The sequence below is a fragment of the Roseomonas rosulenta genome, assembly GCF_016106005.1.
GTDB lineage: Bacteria > Pseudomonadota > Alphaproteobacteria > Acetobacterales > Acetobacteraceae > Neoroseomonas > Neoroseomonas rosulenta.
The window spans coordinates 43392-59800 of sequence record NZ_JACADR010000005.1; the positions used below are offsets into that span (position 1 = coordinate 43392).

The window sequence follows — 16409 nt, forward strand, 5'->3', positions numbered from 1 at the left end:
ACTAAAAGAATATTAACAAGCCGTGCCGAGGCCCCATGTCTGCAACCCTCCCGCCGACACCTTCGTCCGCAACCGCCAAGGCCATCGCCGCGCGGGGAGCGCCGGCGGACATCGCCGCCTTCCCCCTGCGCCCGGAAGATCGCCTCCGCCTGGCGCTCCGCCGCCTCGACGAGGCCATTGCCGACCAGTCCGACGCCACCGCCGGCCTCCGGGCCGCCATCGGCGACCTCTCCACCACCATGGCGCGGCTCGGCCAGAGCGTGAACGGCTACCGCTCCGCCCTCGATTCCACCGCCGCCGAGATCGAGCGCGCGCTGGCCGCCTCCCGCACGCTGCAGGCCACCGCCGACCGCATGGCGGTCTGACGCGGCGCGGGGCCTTGCCCCCGCCCCGTCATCGGCCAAGCATGGCGGCCCCGGAGGCCCGACCGCCATGCACCCCCTGATCCCACGCCTGCGCCAGGCCCGCATCATCCCGGTGGTGCGCGCCAGCACCGCCGCGCGCGCCGCCACCGCCGTCGCCTGGCTGCAGGAGGCCGGCATGACCGTCTTCGAGATCACCATGACGGTGCCCGAGGCCCCCGCCCTGATCCGGGCCCTCTCGGCCGACCCGGCCCTGTTGGTGGGTGCGGGCACCGTGCCCGATGCCCGCGCCGCCGAGGCCTGCCTCGAGGCCGGGGCGCGCTTCATCGTCGCCCCCTGGGTCGATGCCACCCTCGCCGCGCCCGTCCAGGACGCCGGCGCATGCCTGATGCTGGGCGCCCTCACGCCCACCGAGGTCCGCGCCGCGCTCGCCGCCGGCGCCGACGTGGTGAAGATCTTCCCGGCCGCCTCCGCCGGCGGTCCCGCCCACATCAAGGCGCTGCGCGCGGTCTTCCCCGATGTCGCGTTCTGCCCGACCGGCGGCGTGGATGCGCGCAACGCACCCGACTACCTCGCCGCCGGCGCCGCCTTCGTGGGCATCGGCGGCAGGCTGGTGGACGAGGCGCTGGTCGCCGCCGGCGACCGCAAGGCCGTGATGCAGGCGGCCGAGGACGCGCTCGGCATCATGCGCACCTGACGATGCCGGACCTGCTCTGCCTCGGCGAACCGATGCTGGAGTTCAACCGCCAGCCGGCCGGCCCCGATGGCCGCGTGCTCTATCTCGAGGGCCATGGTGGCGACACCTCGAACGCCGCCATCGCCGCGGCGCGGTCCGGCGCCTCGGTCGGGTATGTCACCGCGATCGGCACCGACGTGCCGGGTGACAGCTTCCTCACCCTCTGGGCGGCCGAAGGCGTGGACACCGCCACCGTGATCCGCAATCCCGAGGCGCCGACAGGGATCTACGTGGTCACGCACGATGCGCAGGGCCACCACTTCACCTTCTACCGCGCCGGTTCCGCCGCCGCGCGCTACCGCCCGGCCGACCTGCCGGAGGCGGCGATCCGCAGCGCGCGCATCCTGCACCTGTCCGGCATCAGCCAGGCCATCTCCGAGAGCGCCTGCGACGCCGGCTTCCGCGCCATCGAGATCGCCCGCGCCGCGGGCGTGCGCGTCTCCTACGACACCAACCTGCGGCTTCGCCTGTGGCCTGCCGCGCGCGCCGCAGCGGTGATCCACGCCGCCATCGCCATGGCCGACATCGCCCTGCCCTCGCTCGACGACGCCACCGCGCTGACCGGGCTCGCAGACCCCGATGCAGTGGCCGACTTCTACCTGCGCCTCTGCCCCAGCGTCGTGGTGAAATGCGGCGCAGCGGGCTGCCTGGTCGCAACGCGGCAGGCCCGCACGCGCATCGCCGCGCATCGCGTGGATGCCGTCGATGCGACCGGCGCGGGGGATACCTTCGCCGGCGCGCTCCTGGCCCGGCTGCTGGCCGGCGACGCGCTCACGGATGCGGCGCGCTACGCCAATGCCGCCGCAGCGCTCGCCACCACCGGTTACGGCGCGGTGGCGCCGATCCCGCGTGCGGAGGCGGTTCTCGCGCTGCTGCGCGGCTGAGAGACCGCGTCACTTCCGCCGATTATCCCCCGGCCGCAGCCGCAGACCCGCGCGCAGATTGGTGAAGGGCAGCACCGCCGGATCGGCCACCACCGGGCCGGGGGCCGCCACCACGATCACCTCGGAGGCGATCGGCTGGAAGTCGGCGCGGAAATGCACGCTCGACTTCACCGCGACGATCCGCTGCTCGGCCGGCTCGATGCCGACATGGCGGAATAGCGCCTGGTCATGCGCCTGCATCTTGCGCGTGACGATGATGACGCGCACGCCGGGTGCAACGCGCACCAGCGCGGAAGGGCCGAGATCCGCCGGGTTCCCAGCACCCATCGGGCCGGTGAGCGTGAAGCGGCCATCGCTCAGCCGCTCGACCACCGCGGTGACCTGCAGCGGCGCGCCGTCGCTCTTGCCACCGAGTTCGAGCGTGAGCGTCGCCCCCTCCCCCGCCGCATGGCAGGCGGAAGCGGCCTCGGCATCGTTCATCGGCGCCAGCACCGCGCCCTGAGCGTCCTGGCGGATCAGTTCCGCGAGCAGCCCGGTGGTGTCGCCATGCCCGCCGCCGCCAGGGTTGTCCTGCGTATCCGCCAGGATCACCGGCCCCTTGCCCGCGGCGGCCACGGCGCGCGCAACCCCCTCGGCCGCGGGCAGCACGCCGAGCGCGAATTCCGGCTCCTTCGCCGCGATGAAGCGCGCCAGCGCATCGGCCGCAGCCGCCGCCTGCTCCGGCGTGTCGCCGTAGGATGCGATGGCCATGCCGCAGCCGGGAAAATCCGCATAGGGAAAGCCAAAGCAGAAGCCGAGTTCCCACATGCCCGGCGCTTCGCCAAGCCGCGCACGTTCCGCCATCACGTCCGCCATCGGCGCGACCATGGTGCATTGGCCCGGCAGCGGGGTCCAATAGTCGATCTCGCGGAACACCTTCGCCGGGCGGCGCCCCTCGCGGATCATGCGCAGCAGCAGCCGCGTCGCCTGCGCCCCGGCTGGCTTCATGTCGATGTGCGGGTAGGTGCGGAAGGGCACCAGCACGTCGGAATGCAGCACCATCGCCGCGGTCTTGTTGGCGTGCGGGTCGAGGCTGACGGCGATCGGCACGTCCGGCCCGACCACGGCGCGCACGCGGCGCAGCACCTCGCCCTCCGCATCGTCGAAGCCGACCGCCACCATAGCGCCATGCAGGTCGAGATAGACGCCATCGAGCGGGCCTTCCTCCAGCGCATCCGACAGGGCCGCGACCAGCAGGGCGGCGATGCGCTCGAAGGCCTCGGCGGTGACGGGGCCGGCGGGGTTGGCGAAGCCCCAGGCGAGCGGGGCGATGCCGACACCCTCCTCCTCCGCAACCATGATGGCGCCGGCGGCGGGGCAGGAGGTCGGGCGCAGCGCGTCCAGCAGCGTGTCGCGTTTCTGCAGCGGCGGGAAGCCGCCGGGCCTGACGAACTCGCCCCAGCCGGTGGGGAGCGGCGCGAAGGAATGGCTTTCGTGCAGGAAGCCACCGATGGCGATGCGGGTCATGGTGTCACTCCTTCGCGATGCCGGCGGTGGCCAGCACGGCATCCGCCAGCACGCGCAGCCCCGCCTCCGCCCATTCCGGCGTGATGCTCTCGGCCTCGTTGTGGCTGATGCCGCCATGGCAGGGGCAGAAGATCATCGTGGCCGGCACTTTGCGGGCGACATAGACGGCGTCGTGGCCGATGCCCGTGGGCATGTCCATGTGCCGGTAGCCGAGGCGCTGCGCCGCGTCGCGCACGCGCCCGACCAGCGCGGGGTCGAAGGGTGTGAGCGGCGAGTACCAGAAATCCGCGACGGTGATGCGCACGCCGCGCGCCGCGGCGATGGCCGTGGCGCGCGCGCGGATCGCATCCGCCATCTGCGCCAGCAGCGCGGGGTCGTGGTGCCGCGTGTCGATGCTGAACCACACGCGCGAGGGCGCGATGTTGCGGCTGTCGGGATAGACCGTGAGCCGGCCCACCGTCGCGCGCCCCGGCTCGCCCGTGGCGGTGACGGAGGCGAGCGCGATCTCCTCGATCGCGGCGATCAGCGGGGCGGCCGCCATCAGCGCATCGCGCCGCGCGGCCATGGGGGACCCGCCATGCGCCTCCTCGCCCTCGATCGTCACCTCCAGCCAGTTCTGCGCCAGCGCGTGGGTGACGACGCCGACATCGCGCCCGGCATCCTCGAGCAGCTTGCCCTGCTCGATATGCAGCTCGAAATAGGCGCCGATGTCGCGCAGCGCCGCCGGGTCGGCCTCGCCCCGCCAGCCGATGCGCGCGAGCTCGGCGCCGAAGACCGCGCCCTCGCTGTCCTGCTTCGCCAGCACCTCGGCCTCGGTGAAGATGCCCATCGCCGCGCCGCTGCCCATCATGGGGGGCGAGAAGCGGGCACCTTCTTCGTTGGTCCAGTTGATCAGCATCAGCGGGGCCTCGGTCTCGATCCCGGCCTCGTGCACCGCGCGCATGATCTCGAGCCCCGCCAGCACGCCCAGTACGCCGTCGAACTTGCCGCCCGTGGGCTGCGTGTCGAGGTGGCTGCCGAAGGCCACCGGTTTGCGCGACGGATCGCGCCCGGGCCGCGTCAGCGCCATGTTGCCCAGCCGATCGGTGCTGAGCGTGCAGCCGGCCGCCTCCGCCCAGCGGCGCAGCAGGTGCCGCCCTTCGGAATCGAGGTCGGTCAACGTCTGGCGGTTGCACCCGCCCTTTGCCGTGCCGCCGATGCGCGCCATCTCCATCAGGCTGTCCCACAGCCGCGCGCCGGAGAGAGGGATGTTGGTGGTCATGCGAGGCCTCCGGCCGCTTCGATCACCGCCGGGCCCATGGCGGCCAGGCCGGCGGCGCACCAGTCGCGCGAGATGCTCTCGGACGGGTGGTGGCTGACGCCGCCATGGCAGGGAATGAACATCAGCGCCGAGGGCACGACGATGCCCACATGCAGCGCATCCTGCGGGATCGGCCCGGGCATGTCGCGATGCTTCAGCTGCGCGCCCTGCGCGCCGCGGCGCAGCGCATCGAGCAGCGGCGGCGCGAAGGGCACGCGGGGATAGCCGCCGACGCGAATGATCTCGACCGCCACGCCGCGCCGCGCGACCAGGTCTACCACGGTGGCGCGGAAGGCGGCCTCCATGCGCGCATTCCCGTCCGCATCCGGATGCCGGATATTGGCCGCGAACCGCACCATGGAGGGGATGTTGCCGCGCGCATCCGGCGCGAGCGTGATGCGCGTCGCGGTCGCCATGCCGCCGGTCTCGGTGGCGATGCGCTCCAACGCCAGCACCAGTTCCGAGGCCGCCGCCAGCGCATCGCGCCGCCCGGCCATGGGGTAGCCGACATGGCCGTCCGTGCCGGTCACCACCACATCCCACTGCTCGACGCCGATGCAGTGGGTGACGATGCCGATGGGGATGCCCTCGCGCTCCAGGATCGGGCCCTGTTCGATATGCGCCTCGAAATAGGCGGCGAAGTCGCGTGCCCGTGCCGGGTCCGCGGTGCCGGCCCAGCCGCTGGCGCGTAGCGCATCGCCATAGGTGATCGCGGGGTCGAAATTGTCCGGCGCGGCGAGCACCTTCGCTTCCTCGATCACACCCATCGCGCCGCCGCTCGCCGACATGGCCGGGCTGAAGCGCGAGCCTTCCTCGTTGGTCCAGTTCACCACGGTGATGGGCGCTCGGGTGCGCCGGCCGGCCTGGTGCAGCGCGCGGACGATCTCGAGCCCGAGCAGCACGCCATAGGGACCGTCGTACTTCCCGCCCGTCGGAACGCTGTCGAGGTGGCTGCCCACCGCGACCGGCTTCGCATCGGCATCGGCGCCGGGATGGGTGCAGTACATGCTGCCGAGGCGATCCACCGTGACGGTGCAGCCCGCCGCCTCGGCCCAGTCGCGCAGCAGCGCGCGCGCCTGCGCATCCTCGGGCGAGAGCGCGAGGCGCCTCACGCCGCCCTCCGGCGTGGCGCCGATGCGCGCCATCTCCTGCAGGCTGTTCCAAAGGCGCTCGGGGTTCAGCGCGATGCTCATGCCGCGGCCTCCAGCCCGCACCACTGCGCCATGGTCAGCGCGATGGTGCGGGTGATGTCGTGCATGGAGTCCAGGCCGACGCTTTCGTCGATGCCGTGGATCTCCTGCGCATCCGGTCCGAAGCAGGCCACCGGCGTGTCCTGGTACAGCGTGAAGAAGCGCCCGTCCGTCAGGCCAGTGGCGGGATAATCGCGCAGGAAGCCGCCCGAGACATCGGCGAAGTTGCGCTTCGCCAAGGTCACGATCGGCGCGCTCATGTCGAAGACGCAGGGATCGGCCATGAAGCCCTTGAACTCCAGTTTCACCGTCGCGCCCTTCAGCGCAGGGTCGGCCGCCGCCTCAGCCACGATGCGCTCGATGTCCGCCTTGGTCTGCGCCGCGGTGTATCCCATCATCACGCCAACGCGCATGCCGATCCGCGCGCGCGTGGGTACGGAGGAATTCCATTCCCCACCCTCGATCGTGCCGAAGTTCACGTTCACCGGATGGTTCACGCCGCGGAAGGCGGGGTGGATGCGCTCGGCCCTGTTCATCTCGGCCTGATAGTCCTCGAAGCGCGCGGCAATGGCATTGGCGGCCTTGATGGCATTCAAGCCCGCCTGCATGTCGCGCACATGCGCCGGCCGGCCCGACACCGTCACCCAAGCCCAGACCACGCCGACCTCGGCCGCATACATCGCGGGCAGTCCGGGGCCGGGCTCAGGGATGATCACCGCATCGGTGCGGGGCAGCGCCAGCATGGCGGCGAGCGCGCCATTGCCTGTGCATTCCTCCTCGATCACCGACTGCATCTGCACCTCGGCGGCGGGTTGCAGCCCGGCGAGGCGCAGCGCCTTGAAGGCCGCGACGTAGGAGACGATCCCCGCCTTCATGTCCCCCGCGCCGCGGCCATACATGCGGCCGTCGCGAATGGCAGGCTCGTAGGGCGGGGTCAGCCACATGTCGGCCGCCCCTTCCGGCACCACGTCCACATGGCCCTGCAGCGCGAGGCTGCGCCCCTTGCGGTCGCGCGGGGTATGCACCGCCACGACATTGTCGCGCCCGGCGTAATCCAGCAGCGGCGGCGAGAAGCCCGGATGCGACTCCAAGGCCACGGGGTCGGTCGGCACGCGGCGCGGCGCGAGGCCGATCGCTTCATAGATGCGCGCCATCTCGTTCAGCGCGGACGCCTCGTTGCCCAGCGTCGAGGGGCAGCGCACCAGGCGTTCCAGCATGCGCACGGCATCGTCGCGCAGCGCGTCCACCGCCTCCAGGATCGCGCGGCGCGCGCCGGGGTCGATCGTATCGGACATGGCGTGCTCCTCAGGCGGCGATCACCGGCGGCGTCCAGTTGCGCCCCGGGATGCTGTCCAGCAATTGCCGGGTATAGGCGTGCTGCGGATTGCCGAAAACCTCTGCCGTCGGCCCCTGCTCGACGATCGCGCCGCGCTGCATGACCGCAATGCGATCGCAGACCTGTGCGGCGACACGCAGGTCGTGCGTGATGAAGAGCATGGTCAGGCCGAGCCGGTCGCGGATATCCGCAAGCAACGCCAGCACCTGCGCCTGCACGGACACATCCAGCGCGCTGACCGGTTCGTCCGCGATCAGCAGTTCCGGTTCCATCGCCAGCGCGCGGGCGATGCCGATGCGCTGGCGCTGCCCGCCGCTGAATTCGTGCGGGTAGCGCTCCATCGCCCCGGCATCGAGCTGCACCAGCGCCAGCAAGTCCCGCGCGCGCGCCTCCGCCACGCTGCGCGGCGTGCCATGCGTGATGGGTCCCTCGGCGATGATCTCCCCCACCCGCCGACGCGGGTTCAGCGAGGCAAAAGGGTCCTGGAAGATCATCTGGATTTTCTTGCGATAGGGCTTCCAGGCGCCGCGCGAGAGCGGGCGCAGGTCGGCCCCTTCGAAGATGATCTCGCCGCGCTCGGGTTCGACCAGCTTCACCACGCAGCGCGCGAGCGTGGACTTGCCCGAGCCGGACTCGCCCACCAGCCCCAGCGTCTCGCCGCGCGCCAGCGTGAAGTCGGCATCGTGCACCGCGCGCACCACCGGCTTCGGGCCGAACCAGCCGCCGGAGCGGCGATAGGTCTTCTCGACCCCCTTCGTCACCAGCACCGGCGGGCCGCTGTCGGGCACGCGCGCCGCGCCCGGCGCGCCGTGCGGCACCGCCGCGATCAGCGCGCGGGTATAGGGGTGCTGCGGGCGGTTCAGCACCTCGGCCGCGGCACCCTGCTCCACGATCCGCCCGTGCTGCATCACCGCCACGCGGTCGGCGATCTCCGCCACCACGCCGAAGTCGTGCGTGATGAACAGCACGCCGGTGCCGCGGCGCGACTGGATCTCCCGGATCAGCCGCAGGATCTGCATCTGCGTGGTGACATCGAGCGCCGTGGTCGGCTCATCCGCGATCAGCAGGGATGGTTCAAGCGCCAGCGCCATCGCGATCATCACGCGCTGCCGCTGCCCGCCCGAGAGCCGGAACGGATAGGCGCGCGCCGTCGCCGTCGGGTCCGGCAGGTTCACCGCCGCCAGCAGTTCCGGCACGCGCCGCGCCGCATCGCCGCCCGCACCGTGCACGCGCATGGCTTCCGCGATCTGCTCGCCCACGCGCATCACCGGGTTCAGCGCGGTCATGGGTTCCTGGAAGATCATCGACACCCGCGCGCCGCGCAGCCGGCGCATCGGTTCCGCCCCCAGCGCCAGAAGGTCCTGCCCTTCGAACAGGATGCGCCCCGCGCGCACTGGCAACTGCTTCGGCAGCAGGCCCATCACCGCGTTTGCCGTGATCGACTTGCCCGATCCCGATTCGCCGACGACGCAGACGATCTCGCCCGGATCGACGCTGAGCGCGATCTCCTCCACCGCATGCGGCCGGTCCCCGCCCGCGGGGAGCGCGACGGTCAGCCCCTCGACCGACAGCAGCGTCATGCCGGCCCGCCCCGCTGGCGCGCGAGGCGCGGGTTCAGCGCATCCGACAGCCCCTCGCCCACCAGATTCAGCGCCAGCACGGTCAGGAAGATCGCAAGCCCCGGGAACACGCTCATCCACCAGGCCAGGCGGATCACGCTGCGTCCCGATCCGATCAGGAACCCCCAGGTCATCAGGTTGGGATCGCCGAGGCCGAGGAAGGACAGCGCGCTCTCCAGCAGGATGGCGGACGCCACCATCAGCGAGGCCAGGACCACGATGGGCGAGAGCGCATTGGGCAGGATGTCCGTCAACACGATCGACAGCCGCGACTTGCCCAGCACCTCTGCCGCCTGCACGAATTCGCGCGATCGCAGCGACAGGAACTCGGCTCGCACCACGCGCGCCACCGGCGGCCAGGACACCACCGCGATGGCGAAGACCACGGAGGAGATGGTCGGCGTGAAGATCGCCACCAGCAGGATGGCGAAGACGAAGGACGGGATGGTCTGGAAGAATTCCGTGAAGCGCATCACCGCATCATCGGCAATGCCGCCGAGATAGCCTGCGATGGCGCCCAGCGTGACGCCGATCAGCAGCGCCGCCACGGTCGAGACCGCGCCGACCATCAGCGAGATCCGCGCCCCATGCGCGATTCCCGCCGCGACATCGCGCCCCAGGCTGTCCGAGCCGAGCAGCATCCCTTCCTCGCCCGGCGGCACGAAGGGGGCGGTCGCCATGTCCCAGGGCGATCCCGGATAGATCACCGGCGCCAGCGCGGCTAACAGGAAGACCAGCAGCAGGATCACCAGCCCCACCACGGCGCCGCGGTTGCGCCGGAAGCGCCGCCAGAAGTCAGCCATGCGCGCCCCCTGCGCCGCGACCGCGCGCGGTCACCCCTCGACCTCCACGCGCGGATCCACCACGGCGTAGAGAAGGTCCGTCACCAGGTTGAACAGAACCACCATGACCGAGGTGCAGAAGAACACGCCCAGCAGCACCGCGTAGTCGCGCGCCAGCAGCGCATCGAAGGCGAGCCGCCCGATCCCCGGCCAGGCGAAGACCGTCTCGACCAGGATCGACCCGCCCACCAGCTGCCCTGCCTGGATGCCGGCGAAGGTGATCACCGGCAGCAGCGCGTTGCGCAGCACGTGGCGGCGGATCACCTGGCCCTCCGGCACGCCCTTGGCGCGCGCAGTCTTCACGAAGTCCTGGTCGGCCACCTCGAGCATCGTCGCGCGCGTGAGGCGCGCATAAACCGCGAGGTAGAACAGCCCGAGCGTCGCCGCCGGCAGGATCAGGTGCTTGCCCACGTCCAACACCGCCGCGATGCCGGCGAGGTCCGCCCCCACGCTCGCCATGCCGAAGGATGGCAGCCATTCCAGCCAGACCGAGAAGAACAGCACCAGCATCAGCCCCACCCAGAACAGCGGCGTGGCGTAGAAGGTCAGCGCGATCACGGTGATGATGGAATCCGCCCATGTGCCGACGCGCCGCGCCGCCAGCGTGCCGAGCGCGACCCCCGCCGCCACGGCGAAGGCAAAGGCCGCGCCCGTGAGCAGCAAGGTCGCGGGCAGGCGTTCGCGGATCAGCCCCCAGACCGGCTGCTGCTGCCGGTGGCTGAACCCCAGGTCCAGCGTCAGCACGCCCTTGAGGTAGATCCACAGCTGCACATGGAAGGGCTTGTCGAGCCCGAACTGCTCGCGCAGCTGCGCGAGGAAGCGTTCATCCGCCGCCCCCGACTGCCCGGCGATGACACTCGCCGGGTCGCCGGGGGCGGCATGGATCAGCAGGAAGTTGCACACCACGATCGCGAGGATGACGACGAACGCCTTCACCCCGCGCCGCAGCAGGAAACCCGGGAGCTTCGAGAGCTCCATCAGCCGGCGATGAACACGTCGTCGAAGGAGGTATGCACGCCGAGCCCCGAGGTGATGACGTTGTTCACCCGCTTGTCGTGGATGGTCGGGAAGGACAGCTCCATCAGCCAGATCTGCGGCACTTCCTCGACCAGCAGCTTCTGCACCTCGCTGAAGGCAGCCTGGCGGTCGGTCGCGGCGGCCGAGGCGCGGGCGCGCTGGAACAGCGCGTCCACCTGCGGGTTGGCGTAGCCGCCGGTGTTGGTGAAGGTCACGCGCTGGATGTTGGTCGAGACATAGGTGCGCTCGACACCGAGCGTCGGGTCGCCGAACTGGTAGACGAAGTTGATCGTGGTCTCGTATTCCCAGTTGCCCACGCGCCGCGCCCAGGACCCGGCATCGGTCGATTCGAGGTCGAGCGCGATGCCCACGTTGCGCATCGCCTGGCGCAGGTATTCCGACAGCCGCGTCCAGATCTCGCCATAGGGCAGCGGGATGTGCTTGAGCGTGAAGCGCACGCCCTGCGCATTGCGCGGATACCCCGCCTGGTCGAGAATGCGGTTCGCCTCCGCCACGTTGAAGGCGGCTAGCCGCGCGCTCGTGTCATGGAAGCGCGTGGTGCTCGCCACCGGATTGGTGGCGGGCTTGCCCACGCCGAACCACAGCCGGTTGACGATGAAGTTGCGGTCGATCGCCATCGACATGGCGCGCCGTACGCGCGCGTCGTCGAGCGGCTTCACGCGATGGTTCAGCTCGATCCAGGACAGCGGGGAGAAATACTCCCAGCCATTCGTGTTCACCTCGAGGTTCGGGCGCTGGCGCAGCGCGGGGATGTCGAAGGGCTCGATGTCCGAGGCCTGGCTCAGCAGCACCTGGCCCGATTCCAGCGCCAGGCGCCGGCTCTGGCTGTCCGGAATGATGCGGTAGATGATGGTTTCGAGATAGGGCTGTCCCGGCTTCCAGTAGTCCTCGAAGCGGTCCATCCGGATGAAGTTGCCGCGCTGCCATTCGGTGAACTTGAACGGCCCCGTGCCGACCGGGCGCTGCACCGCCGGCGCAGTGCGGTAGTCGCGTCCGTCGAACAGGTGCTTGGGCACCATCGCCGCCGCCGTCGCGTCGAACATCAGCAGGAAGGGCTGGAAGGGCTGCTTCAGCACGATGCGCACGGTGTGCGGGTCGGTCGCCTCGCAGGTCTCGATCAGCTGGAAGATGGCGCGCGCGCGCGGCGCCAGCTCCATGTGGAACTTCATGATCGAGAAGATCACGTCATCCGCGGTGAAGGGCTGGCCGTCGTGCCACTTCACGTTCGGCTGCAGGTTGAACACGTACTCCCTGCCGTCGGGGCTGATCGTCCAGGACCGTGCGAGCAGCGGCGTGGGTTCGATCGTGCGGGAGAAGCTTAGCAGCCCCTGGAACATCTTGGGCGCGGCCGCAAGCGTCGGCCCCTGCTGGTTCACGCCGATCTGCAGCACGGGCGGCTCGGGGGTCAGCATCATCTGCAGCGTGCCGCCGCGCCGCGGGGCGACGCCCTGTGCCAGAGCCTCGGAGGCGCGCATCAGGACGGGTGCAGTGGCGGCGGCAGCCATGAGGCCACGACGCGAGACGACCATCTTCTTATCTCCCCAGGGCGTGAGGCGGCAACGCTATCCCCCATTCGCGCGCGTGGACAAGCCGCGATGCGCTGCCTAGCCTCCCACCACTATGAAGACCTTCGCCGACGCGTCCCAGGCCGGGCACACGCCCTCCTTCTTCCTCCAGCGCGGCCGCGTGCGCCGCAATTTCGAGATCCCCGAACGCGCCGCCGCACTCGAAGCCGCGCTGCACCGCATGGGCCTCGCTCCCGCCGCGCCGCCGCCGCTGCCCCCGCGCGCACTCGAGAGCGTGCATCGCGCCGACTACCTCGACTTCCTCGCCACCGCCGCGGCGGAGTGGGCGAAGCTGCCGGATCCAGGGCCGGAGGTGGTGGCGAACATCCATCCCGTGCCGGAGATGGTCGCGCAGGGCGGGCGCACCGGCGCCAGCATCATCGCCCGCGCCGGCTGGTACACCGCCGACACCGGCTGCCCCATCGGGCCTGGCTCCTGGGCGGCCATCCAGGGTGCGGCGGCCTGCGCCCTGGCCGCCGCGGCGGAAGCCGCGAAGGGCGGCACCGCCTATGCGCTCTGCCGCCCGCCCGGCCACCACGCCTATGCCGGGCGCGCCGGCGGGCATTGCTACGTGAACAACGCCGCGCTCGCCGCGCAGCACCTGCGCGATGCGGGGGCCGCGCGCGTGGCGGTCCTCGACATCGACAGCCACCACGGCAACGGCACCCAGGGCATCTTCTGGGAGCGCGGCGACGTGCTGACCATCTCCATCCATGGCGACCCGGACAACTACTACCCCTGGTTCGTCGGCCGCACGCATGAACGCGGCGCGGGTGCCGGAGATGGCCGCAACATGAACATGCCCCTGCCCTTCGGTACGCCGGACGAAGGCTGGCTCGATGCGCTGCGCTATGCGCTGGCACCCATCCGCGACTTCAAGGCGGATGCGCTGGTGGTCGCGCTGGGCTTCGACACCTCGAAGGACGAACCGCTCGGCGCGCTCGCGGTCACCGACGAAGGCTTCGCCCGCGCCGGGCAGATGATCGGCGCGCTGAAACTCCCCACCGCGATCACCCAGGAGGGCGGCTACAACGTGGATCTGATCGGAACGCTGCTCGAACGCTTCCTGAATGGCTGGGCCGCAGCATGACCCTGCTCACCCTCGACACGCACATCGACATCCGCTGGCCCGATCCGCCCGACGCCACCACCGAGAGCGACCGCCGCGTCGATTTCCCGAAGATGGCGCGCGGCGGGCTGAACGCCGCGATCTTCATCGCCTACACGCCGCAGGGCAAGCGCGATGCCGAGAACCTCGCCGCCGCCGCCGCGCGCGCCGAGGCCATGCTGCGCCACATCCGCACCCGCGCGGACGGTGCGACGCGCCGCTTCTGCGCCACCGCGGCGGAGCTTGAAGCCGCGCACGCCGCGGGCGCGCTGTGCGTCCTCTCCGCGGTCGAGAACGGCAATGCGCTGGCGCGCGACCTCTCGCGCCTGGCTCTGTGGCGCGACCTCGGCGCGATCTACCTCACCCTGACCCATGACGGCCACAACGACCTGGCCGATGCCGCGCGCCCCAAGCCCGAGTTCGGCGACGCAGCGGAGGAACATGGCGGCCTGTCCGCTCTCGGCCGCGACGCGATCCGCGAGATGAACCGCCTCGGCCTGCTCATCGACGTCTCGCACAGCGCGAAGTCCACCATGATGCAGGCGGCGGAACTCTCCCGCGTGCCGGTCGTCGCCACCCATTCCTGCTGCCGCGCGCTGTGCGACCATCCGCGCAATCTCGATGACGAGCAGCTCGACATGCTGCGGGCCACCGGCGGGCTGGTGCAGATCACCGCCCTCGACGCCTTCCTGCGCGCGGCACCGCCCGGCGGGAAATCCCCGGCGACGGTGAAGGACATGGTCGACCACGTGGACTACGCGGTCGCGCGCATCGGCATCGACCATGTCGGCCTGTCGTCGGATTTCGACGGCGGCGGCGGCATCCCGGGCTGGAAGGATGCCTCGGAGACGATGAACCTCACCGCCGAATTGCGCGCGCGGGGCTACGGCCCGCGCGAGGTCGACCTCCTCTGGTCAGGCAATTTCCGCCGGCTGATGCGGGTCGCGCAGACCGCCGCGGAATAACTCACAGGTTGAATTGTTTATGGCGTTCCGCCACCCTGGCGGCACGCCATGACCATCGCCCGCATCGCCACCTTCGCCTTCGCCGGCATCGACCCCGTGCCGGTCGAGGTGCAGGTGCAGATCGCCCCGGGCCTGCCCGCCTTCCTGCTGGTCGGCCTGCCCGACAAGGCGGTCACCGAAAGCCGCGAACGGGTGCGCGCGGCCCTCACCGGGCTCGGCCTCTCGCTGCCGCCCAAGCGTGTCCTCGTGAACCTGGCGCCGGCCGATATCCTCAAGGAAGGCTCGCATTTCGACCTGCCTATCGCGCTCGCGCTGCTCGCCGCGATGGAGATCATCCCGAAGGAGGATGCCGCCGGCTACGCGGCGCTGGGCGAACTCTCGCTCGACGGATCGATCGTGCCAGTCGCCGGCGTACTGCCAGCCGCGCTCGGTGCCTCGGCGCGCGAGCTCGGCCTGATCTGCCCCGCCGCGCAGGGCGGCGAAGCCGCCTGGGCCGGTCGGATCGAGGTGCTTGCCGCGCCCGACATCCATTCCCTGCTGAACCACTTCAAGGGCGTGCAGCTGCTCTCGCCGCCGAAGCCGCCGGCCGTCGACACCACGCCGCGCGCGACCTCGTGCCTGTCAGAGGTGAAGGGCCAGGAATCCGCCAAGCGCGCCATCGAGATCGCCGCCGCGGGCGGGCACAACCTGTTGATGATCGGCCCGCCAGGCGCGGGCAAGTCGATGCTCGCCGCGCGCCTGCCCGGCCTGCTGCCCGACCTCTCGCCCGCCGAGGCGCTGGAGGTCTCCCTCGTCCACTCCATCGCCGGGATGCTCGAAGGCGGCCGCCTGGTCATGCGCCCACCCTTTCGCGACCCGCACCATTCGGCGTCCATGCCCGCACTGATCGGCGGCGGCGCGCGCGCGCGGCCCGGCGAGATCAGCCTCGCGCATCGCGGCGTGTTGTTCCTCGACGAATGGCCGGAGTTCCCGCGCCCCGCGCTGGAGGCGCTGCGCCAGCCCATGGAGACCGGGCGCACCACCATCAGCCGCGTGCACGCCCACGTCACCTACCCCGCGCGCTTCCAGTGCATCGCCGCGATGAACCCCTGCCGCTGCGGCTACCTTGGCGAGGCGGGCCGCGAATGCGGCCGCGCACCACGCTGCGGCGAGGACTACCAGGGGCGCCTCTCCGGCCCGCTGCTCGACCGCATGGACCTCACCATCGAGGTCATGCCCATTCCGGCCGCCGAACTCACGCGCGCGCCGGCCGGCGAGACGTCGGCCGCCGTCGCCACCCGCGTGCAAGCGGCACGCGACGCACAGCGCGCCCGCTACGGCGCCGCAGGCCCGCACAACAATGCCGAGGCCGAGCTGCGCCACCTCCAGCCGCTGCTCGATCCCGAGGCCGAGGCGCTGCTGGAGACGGCCGCGACGCGCCTGCGCCTGTCCTCGCGCGGCCATGTCCGCACGCTGCGCGTCGCGCGATCCATCGCGGACCTCGCGGGCAGCGCCACCATCCGCCGCGCGCATGTGGCGGAGGCGCTGGCTTTCCGGCACCGCATGCCCGGGCGCCAGGCGGCCTGAAACAAGGTCGGGGGAGAGAGCGCCCCGAACCCCCTCCTTCATCTGCAACTTGGAGACTGACGGCGGGTCTCAGTCCCCGAGGCGGAAGGCATCCGCGATCCGCCGCGCCGTCCCGTCCGCCGCCACGATCACCACGTCGAAGCGCATCCCCGCCGCGCCATGACCCGGGTTCACCGCCAGCCAGCACTCCGCCGCCGCCACCAGCCGCGCGCGCTGCCGCGCGCCGAGCGCAAAGGCGGCCTCGTTCAAGGAGGGCCGCGCCTTCACCTCGATGAAGGCCAGGAGCCCGCTGCGCTCCGCCACCAGGTCGATCTCGCCCGCCGGCGTGCGCGCGCGCCGCGCCAGCACGGCCCAGCCCTCGCGCTCCAGCGCGCCGGCCGCCACGGCCTCCG

At 71.3% G+C, this 16409-nt stretch carries 15 protein-coding genes; 6 read left to right on the forward strand and 9 right to left on the reverse strand.

The genetic code is table 11. The features are described from left to right. Positions 1-35: 35 nt before the first annotated feature. The 3 genes from HW578_RS02030 (at position 36) to HW578_RS02040 (ending at position 1982) form a co-directional block, all read left to right on the forward strand. Entirely contained in the window at positions 36-365 is a 330-nt protein-coding gene (locus tag HW578_RS02030) for a hypothetical protein (protein WP_198368856.1), read from the forward strand. Between the two features lie 67 nt (positions 366-432). Then, positions 433-1059 carry a bifunctional 4-hydroxy-2-oxoglutarate aldolase/2-dehydro-3-deoxy-phosphogluconate aldolase gene (locus tag HW578_RS02035; protein WP_198368857.1) on the forward strand — a complete coding sequence of 209 codons (627 nt, stop codon included), beginning with the start codon at positions 433-435 and terminating at the stop codon, positions 1057-1059. A gap of 2 nt (positions 1060-1061) precedes the next feature. After that, positions 1062-1982: a sugar kinase gene (locus HW578_RS02040; protein ID WP_198368858.1), complete on the forward strand. Its 921-nt coding sequence runs from the start codon at positions 1062-1064 to the stop codon at positions 1980-1982. Positions 1983-1991: 9 nt separating this feature from the next. On the opposite strand, the gene HW578_RS02045 is transcribed toward HW578_RS02040, so the two are convergent. From HW578_RS02045 to HW578_RS02080, 8 genes are read right to left on the reverse strand one after another with little or no spacing between them, the layout of a single operon-like run. Further along, positions 1992-3488, reverse strand: a complete 1497-nt coding sequence (locus HW578_RS02045) for a M81 family metallopeptidase (protein WP_198368859.1) — start codon at positions 3486-3488, stop codon at positions 1992-1994. 4 nt (positions 3489-3492) lie between these two features. Then, entirely contained in the window at positions 3493-4749 is a 1257-nt protein-coding gene (locus HW578_RS02050; protein WP_198368860.1) for a Zn-dependent hydrolase, read from the reverse strand. Next, positions 4746-5981, reverse strand: a complete 1236-nt coding sequence (locus HW578_RS02055; protein ID WP_198368861.1) for a Zn-dependent hydrolase — start codon at positions 5979-5981, stop codon at positions 4746-4748. The genes HW578_RS02050 and HW578_RS02055 overlap by 4 nt, the downstream gene beginning before the upstream one ends. Continuing rightward, a complete protein-coding gene (locus HW578_RS02060; RefSeq protein ID WP_198368862.1) occupies positions 5978-7273 on the reverse strand; it encodes an ArgE/DapE family deacylase in 1296 nt (431 codons plus the stop codon). The genes HW578_RS02055 and HW578_RS02060 overlap by 4 nt, the downstream gene beginning before the upstream one ends. 10 nt (positions 7274-7283) lie before the next feature. Continuing rightward, positions 7284-8894, reverse strand: coding sequence for an ABC transporter ATP-binding protein (locus tag HW578_RS02065; RefSeq protein WP_198368863.1), 1611 nt, complete (start codon positions 8892-8894; stop codon positions 7284-7286). Continuing rightward, entirely contained in the window at positions 8891-9736 is an 846-nt protein-coding gene (locus tag HW578_RS02070) for an ABC transporter permease (RefSeq protein ID WP_198368864.1), read from the reverse strand. Before HW578_RS02070 ends, HW578_RS02065 begins: the two co-directional genes overlap by 4 nt. A gap of 30 nt (positions 9737-9766) precedes the next feature. Then, complete coding sequence (locus tag HW578_RS02075) at positions 9767-10753, reverse strand: ABC transporter permease (protein ID WP_198368865.1); 987 nt, start codon at positions 10751-10753, stop codon at positions 9767-9769. Further along, a complete protein-coding gene (locus HW578_RS02080) occupies positions 10753-12342 on the reverse strand; it encodes an ABC transporter substrate-binding protein (protein WP_232478470.1) in 1590 nt (529 codons plus the stop codon). Before HW578_RS02080 ends, HW578_RS02075 begins: the two co-directional genes overlap by 1 nt. Before the next feature lie 91 nt (positions 12343-12433). Between HW578_RS02080 and HW578_RS02085 the strand changes: the two genes are divergently transcribed. From HW578_RS02085 to HW578_RS02095, 3 genes are read left to right on the forward strand one after another with little or no spacing between them, the layout of a single operon-like run. Beyond that, positions 12434-13468 carry a histone deacetylase family protein gene (locus HW578_RS02085; RefSeq protein ID WP_198368866.1) on the forward strand — a complete coding sequence of 345 codons (1035 nt, stop codon included), beginning with the start codon at positions 12434-12436 and terminating at the stop codon, positions 13466-13468. Then, a complete protein-coding gene (locus HW578_RS02090) occupies positions 13465-14451 on the forward strand; it encodes a dipeptidase (RefSeq protein ID WP_198368867.1) in 987 nt (328 codons plus the stop codon). The genes HW578_RS02085 and HW578_RS02090 overlap by 4 nt, the downstream gene beginning before the upstream one ends. 48 nt (positions 14452-14499) lie before the next feature. Further along, a complete protein-coding gene (locus HW578_RS02095; RefSeq protein ID WP_198368868.1) occupies positions 14500-16017 on the forward strand; it encodes a YifB family Mg chelatase-like AAA ATPase in 1518 nt (505 codons plus the stop codon). 69 nt (positions 16018-16086) lie between these two features. Here the strand turns inward: HW578_RS02095 and HW578_RS02100 are convergent. Continuing rightward, a partial coding sequence (locus tag HW578_RS02100) for a YraN family protein (RefSeq protein WP_369407792.1) occupies positions 16087-16409 on the reverse strand: 323 nt, incomplete at its 5' end.

Excerpts from the sequence above, each read along its gene's own strand:
- HW578_RS02030 (WP_198368856.1), top strand. The coding sequence starts at position 36 with ATGTCTGCAACCCTCCCGCCGACACCTTCGTCCGCAACCGCCAAGGCC.
- HW578_RS02035 (WP_198368857.1), top strand. The coding sequence starts at position 433 with ATGCACCCCCTGATCCCACGCCTGCGCCAGGCCCGCATCATCCCGGTG.
- HW578_RS02040 (WP_198368858.1), top strand. The coding sequence starts at position 1,062 with ATGCCGGACCTGCTCTGCCTCGGCGAACCGATGCTGGAGTTCAACCGC.
- HW578_RS02045 (WP_198368859.1), bottom strand. The coding sequence starts at position 3,488 with ATGACCCGCATCGCCATCGGTGGCTTCCTGCACGAAAGCCATTCCTTC.
- HW578_RS02050 (WP_198368860.1), bottom strand. The coding sequence starts at position 4,749 with ATGACCACCAACATCCCTCTCTCCGGCGCGCGGCTGTGGGACAGCCTG.
- HW578_RS02055 (WP_198368861.1), bottom strand. The coding sequence starts at position 5,981 with ATGAGCATCGCGCTGAACCCCGAGCGCCTTTGGAACAGCCTGCAGGAG.
- HW578_RS02060 (WP_198368862.1), bottom strand. The coding sequence starts at position 7,273 with ATGTCCGATACGATCGACCCCGGCGCGCGCCGCGCGATCCTGGAGGCG.
- HW578_RS02065 (WP_198368863.1), bottom strand. The coding sequence starts at position 8,894 with ATGACGCTGCTGTCGGTCGAGGGGCTGACCGTCGCGCTCCCCGCGGGC.
- HW578_RS02070 (WP_198368864.1), bottom strand. The coding sequence starts at position 9,736 with ATGGCTGACTTCTGGCGGCGCTTCCGGCGCAACCGCGGCGCCGTGGTG.
- HW578_RS02075 (WP_198368865.1), bottom strand. The coding sequence starts at position 10,753 with ATGGAGCTCTCGAAGCTCCCGGGTTTCCTGCTGCGGCGCGGGGTGAAG.
- HW578_RS02080 (WP_232478470.1), bottom strand. The coding sequence starts at position 12,342 with ATGGTCGTCTCGCGTCGTGGCCTCATGGCTGCCGCCGCCACTGCACCC.
- HW578_RS02085 (WP_198368866.1), top strand. The coding sequence starts at position 12,434 with ATGAAGACCTTCGCCGACGCGTCCCAGGCCGGGCACACGCCCTCCTTC.
- HW578_RS02090 (WP_198368867.1), top strand. The coding sequence starts at position 13,465 with ATGACCCTGCTCACCCTCGACACGCACATCGACATCCGCTGGCCCGAT.
- HW578_RS02095 (WP_198368868.1), top strand. The coding sequence starts at position 14,500 with ATGACCATCGCCCGCATCGCCACCTTCGCCTTCGCCGGCATCGACCCC.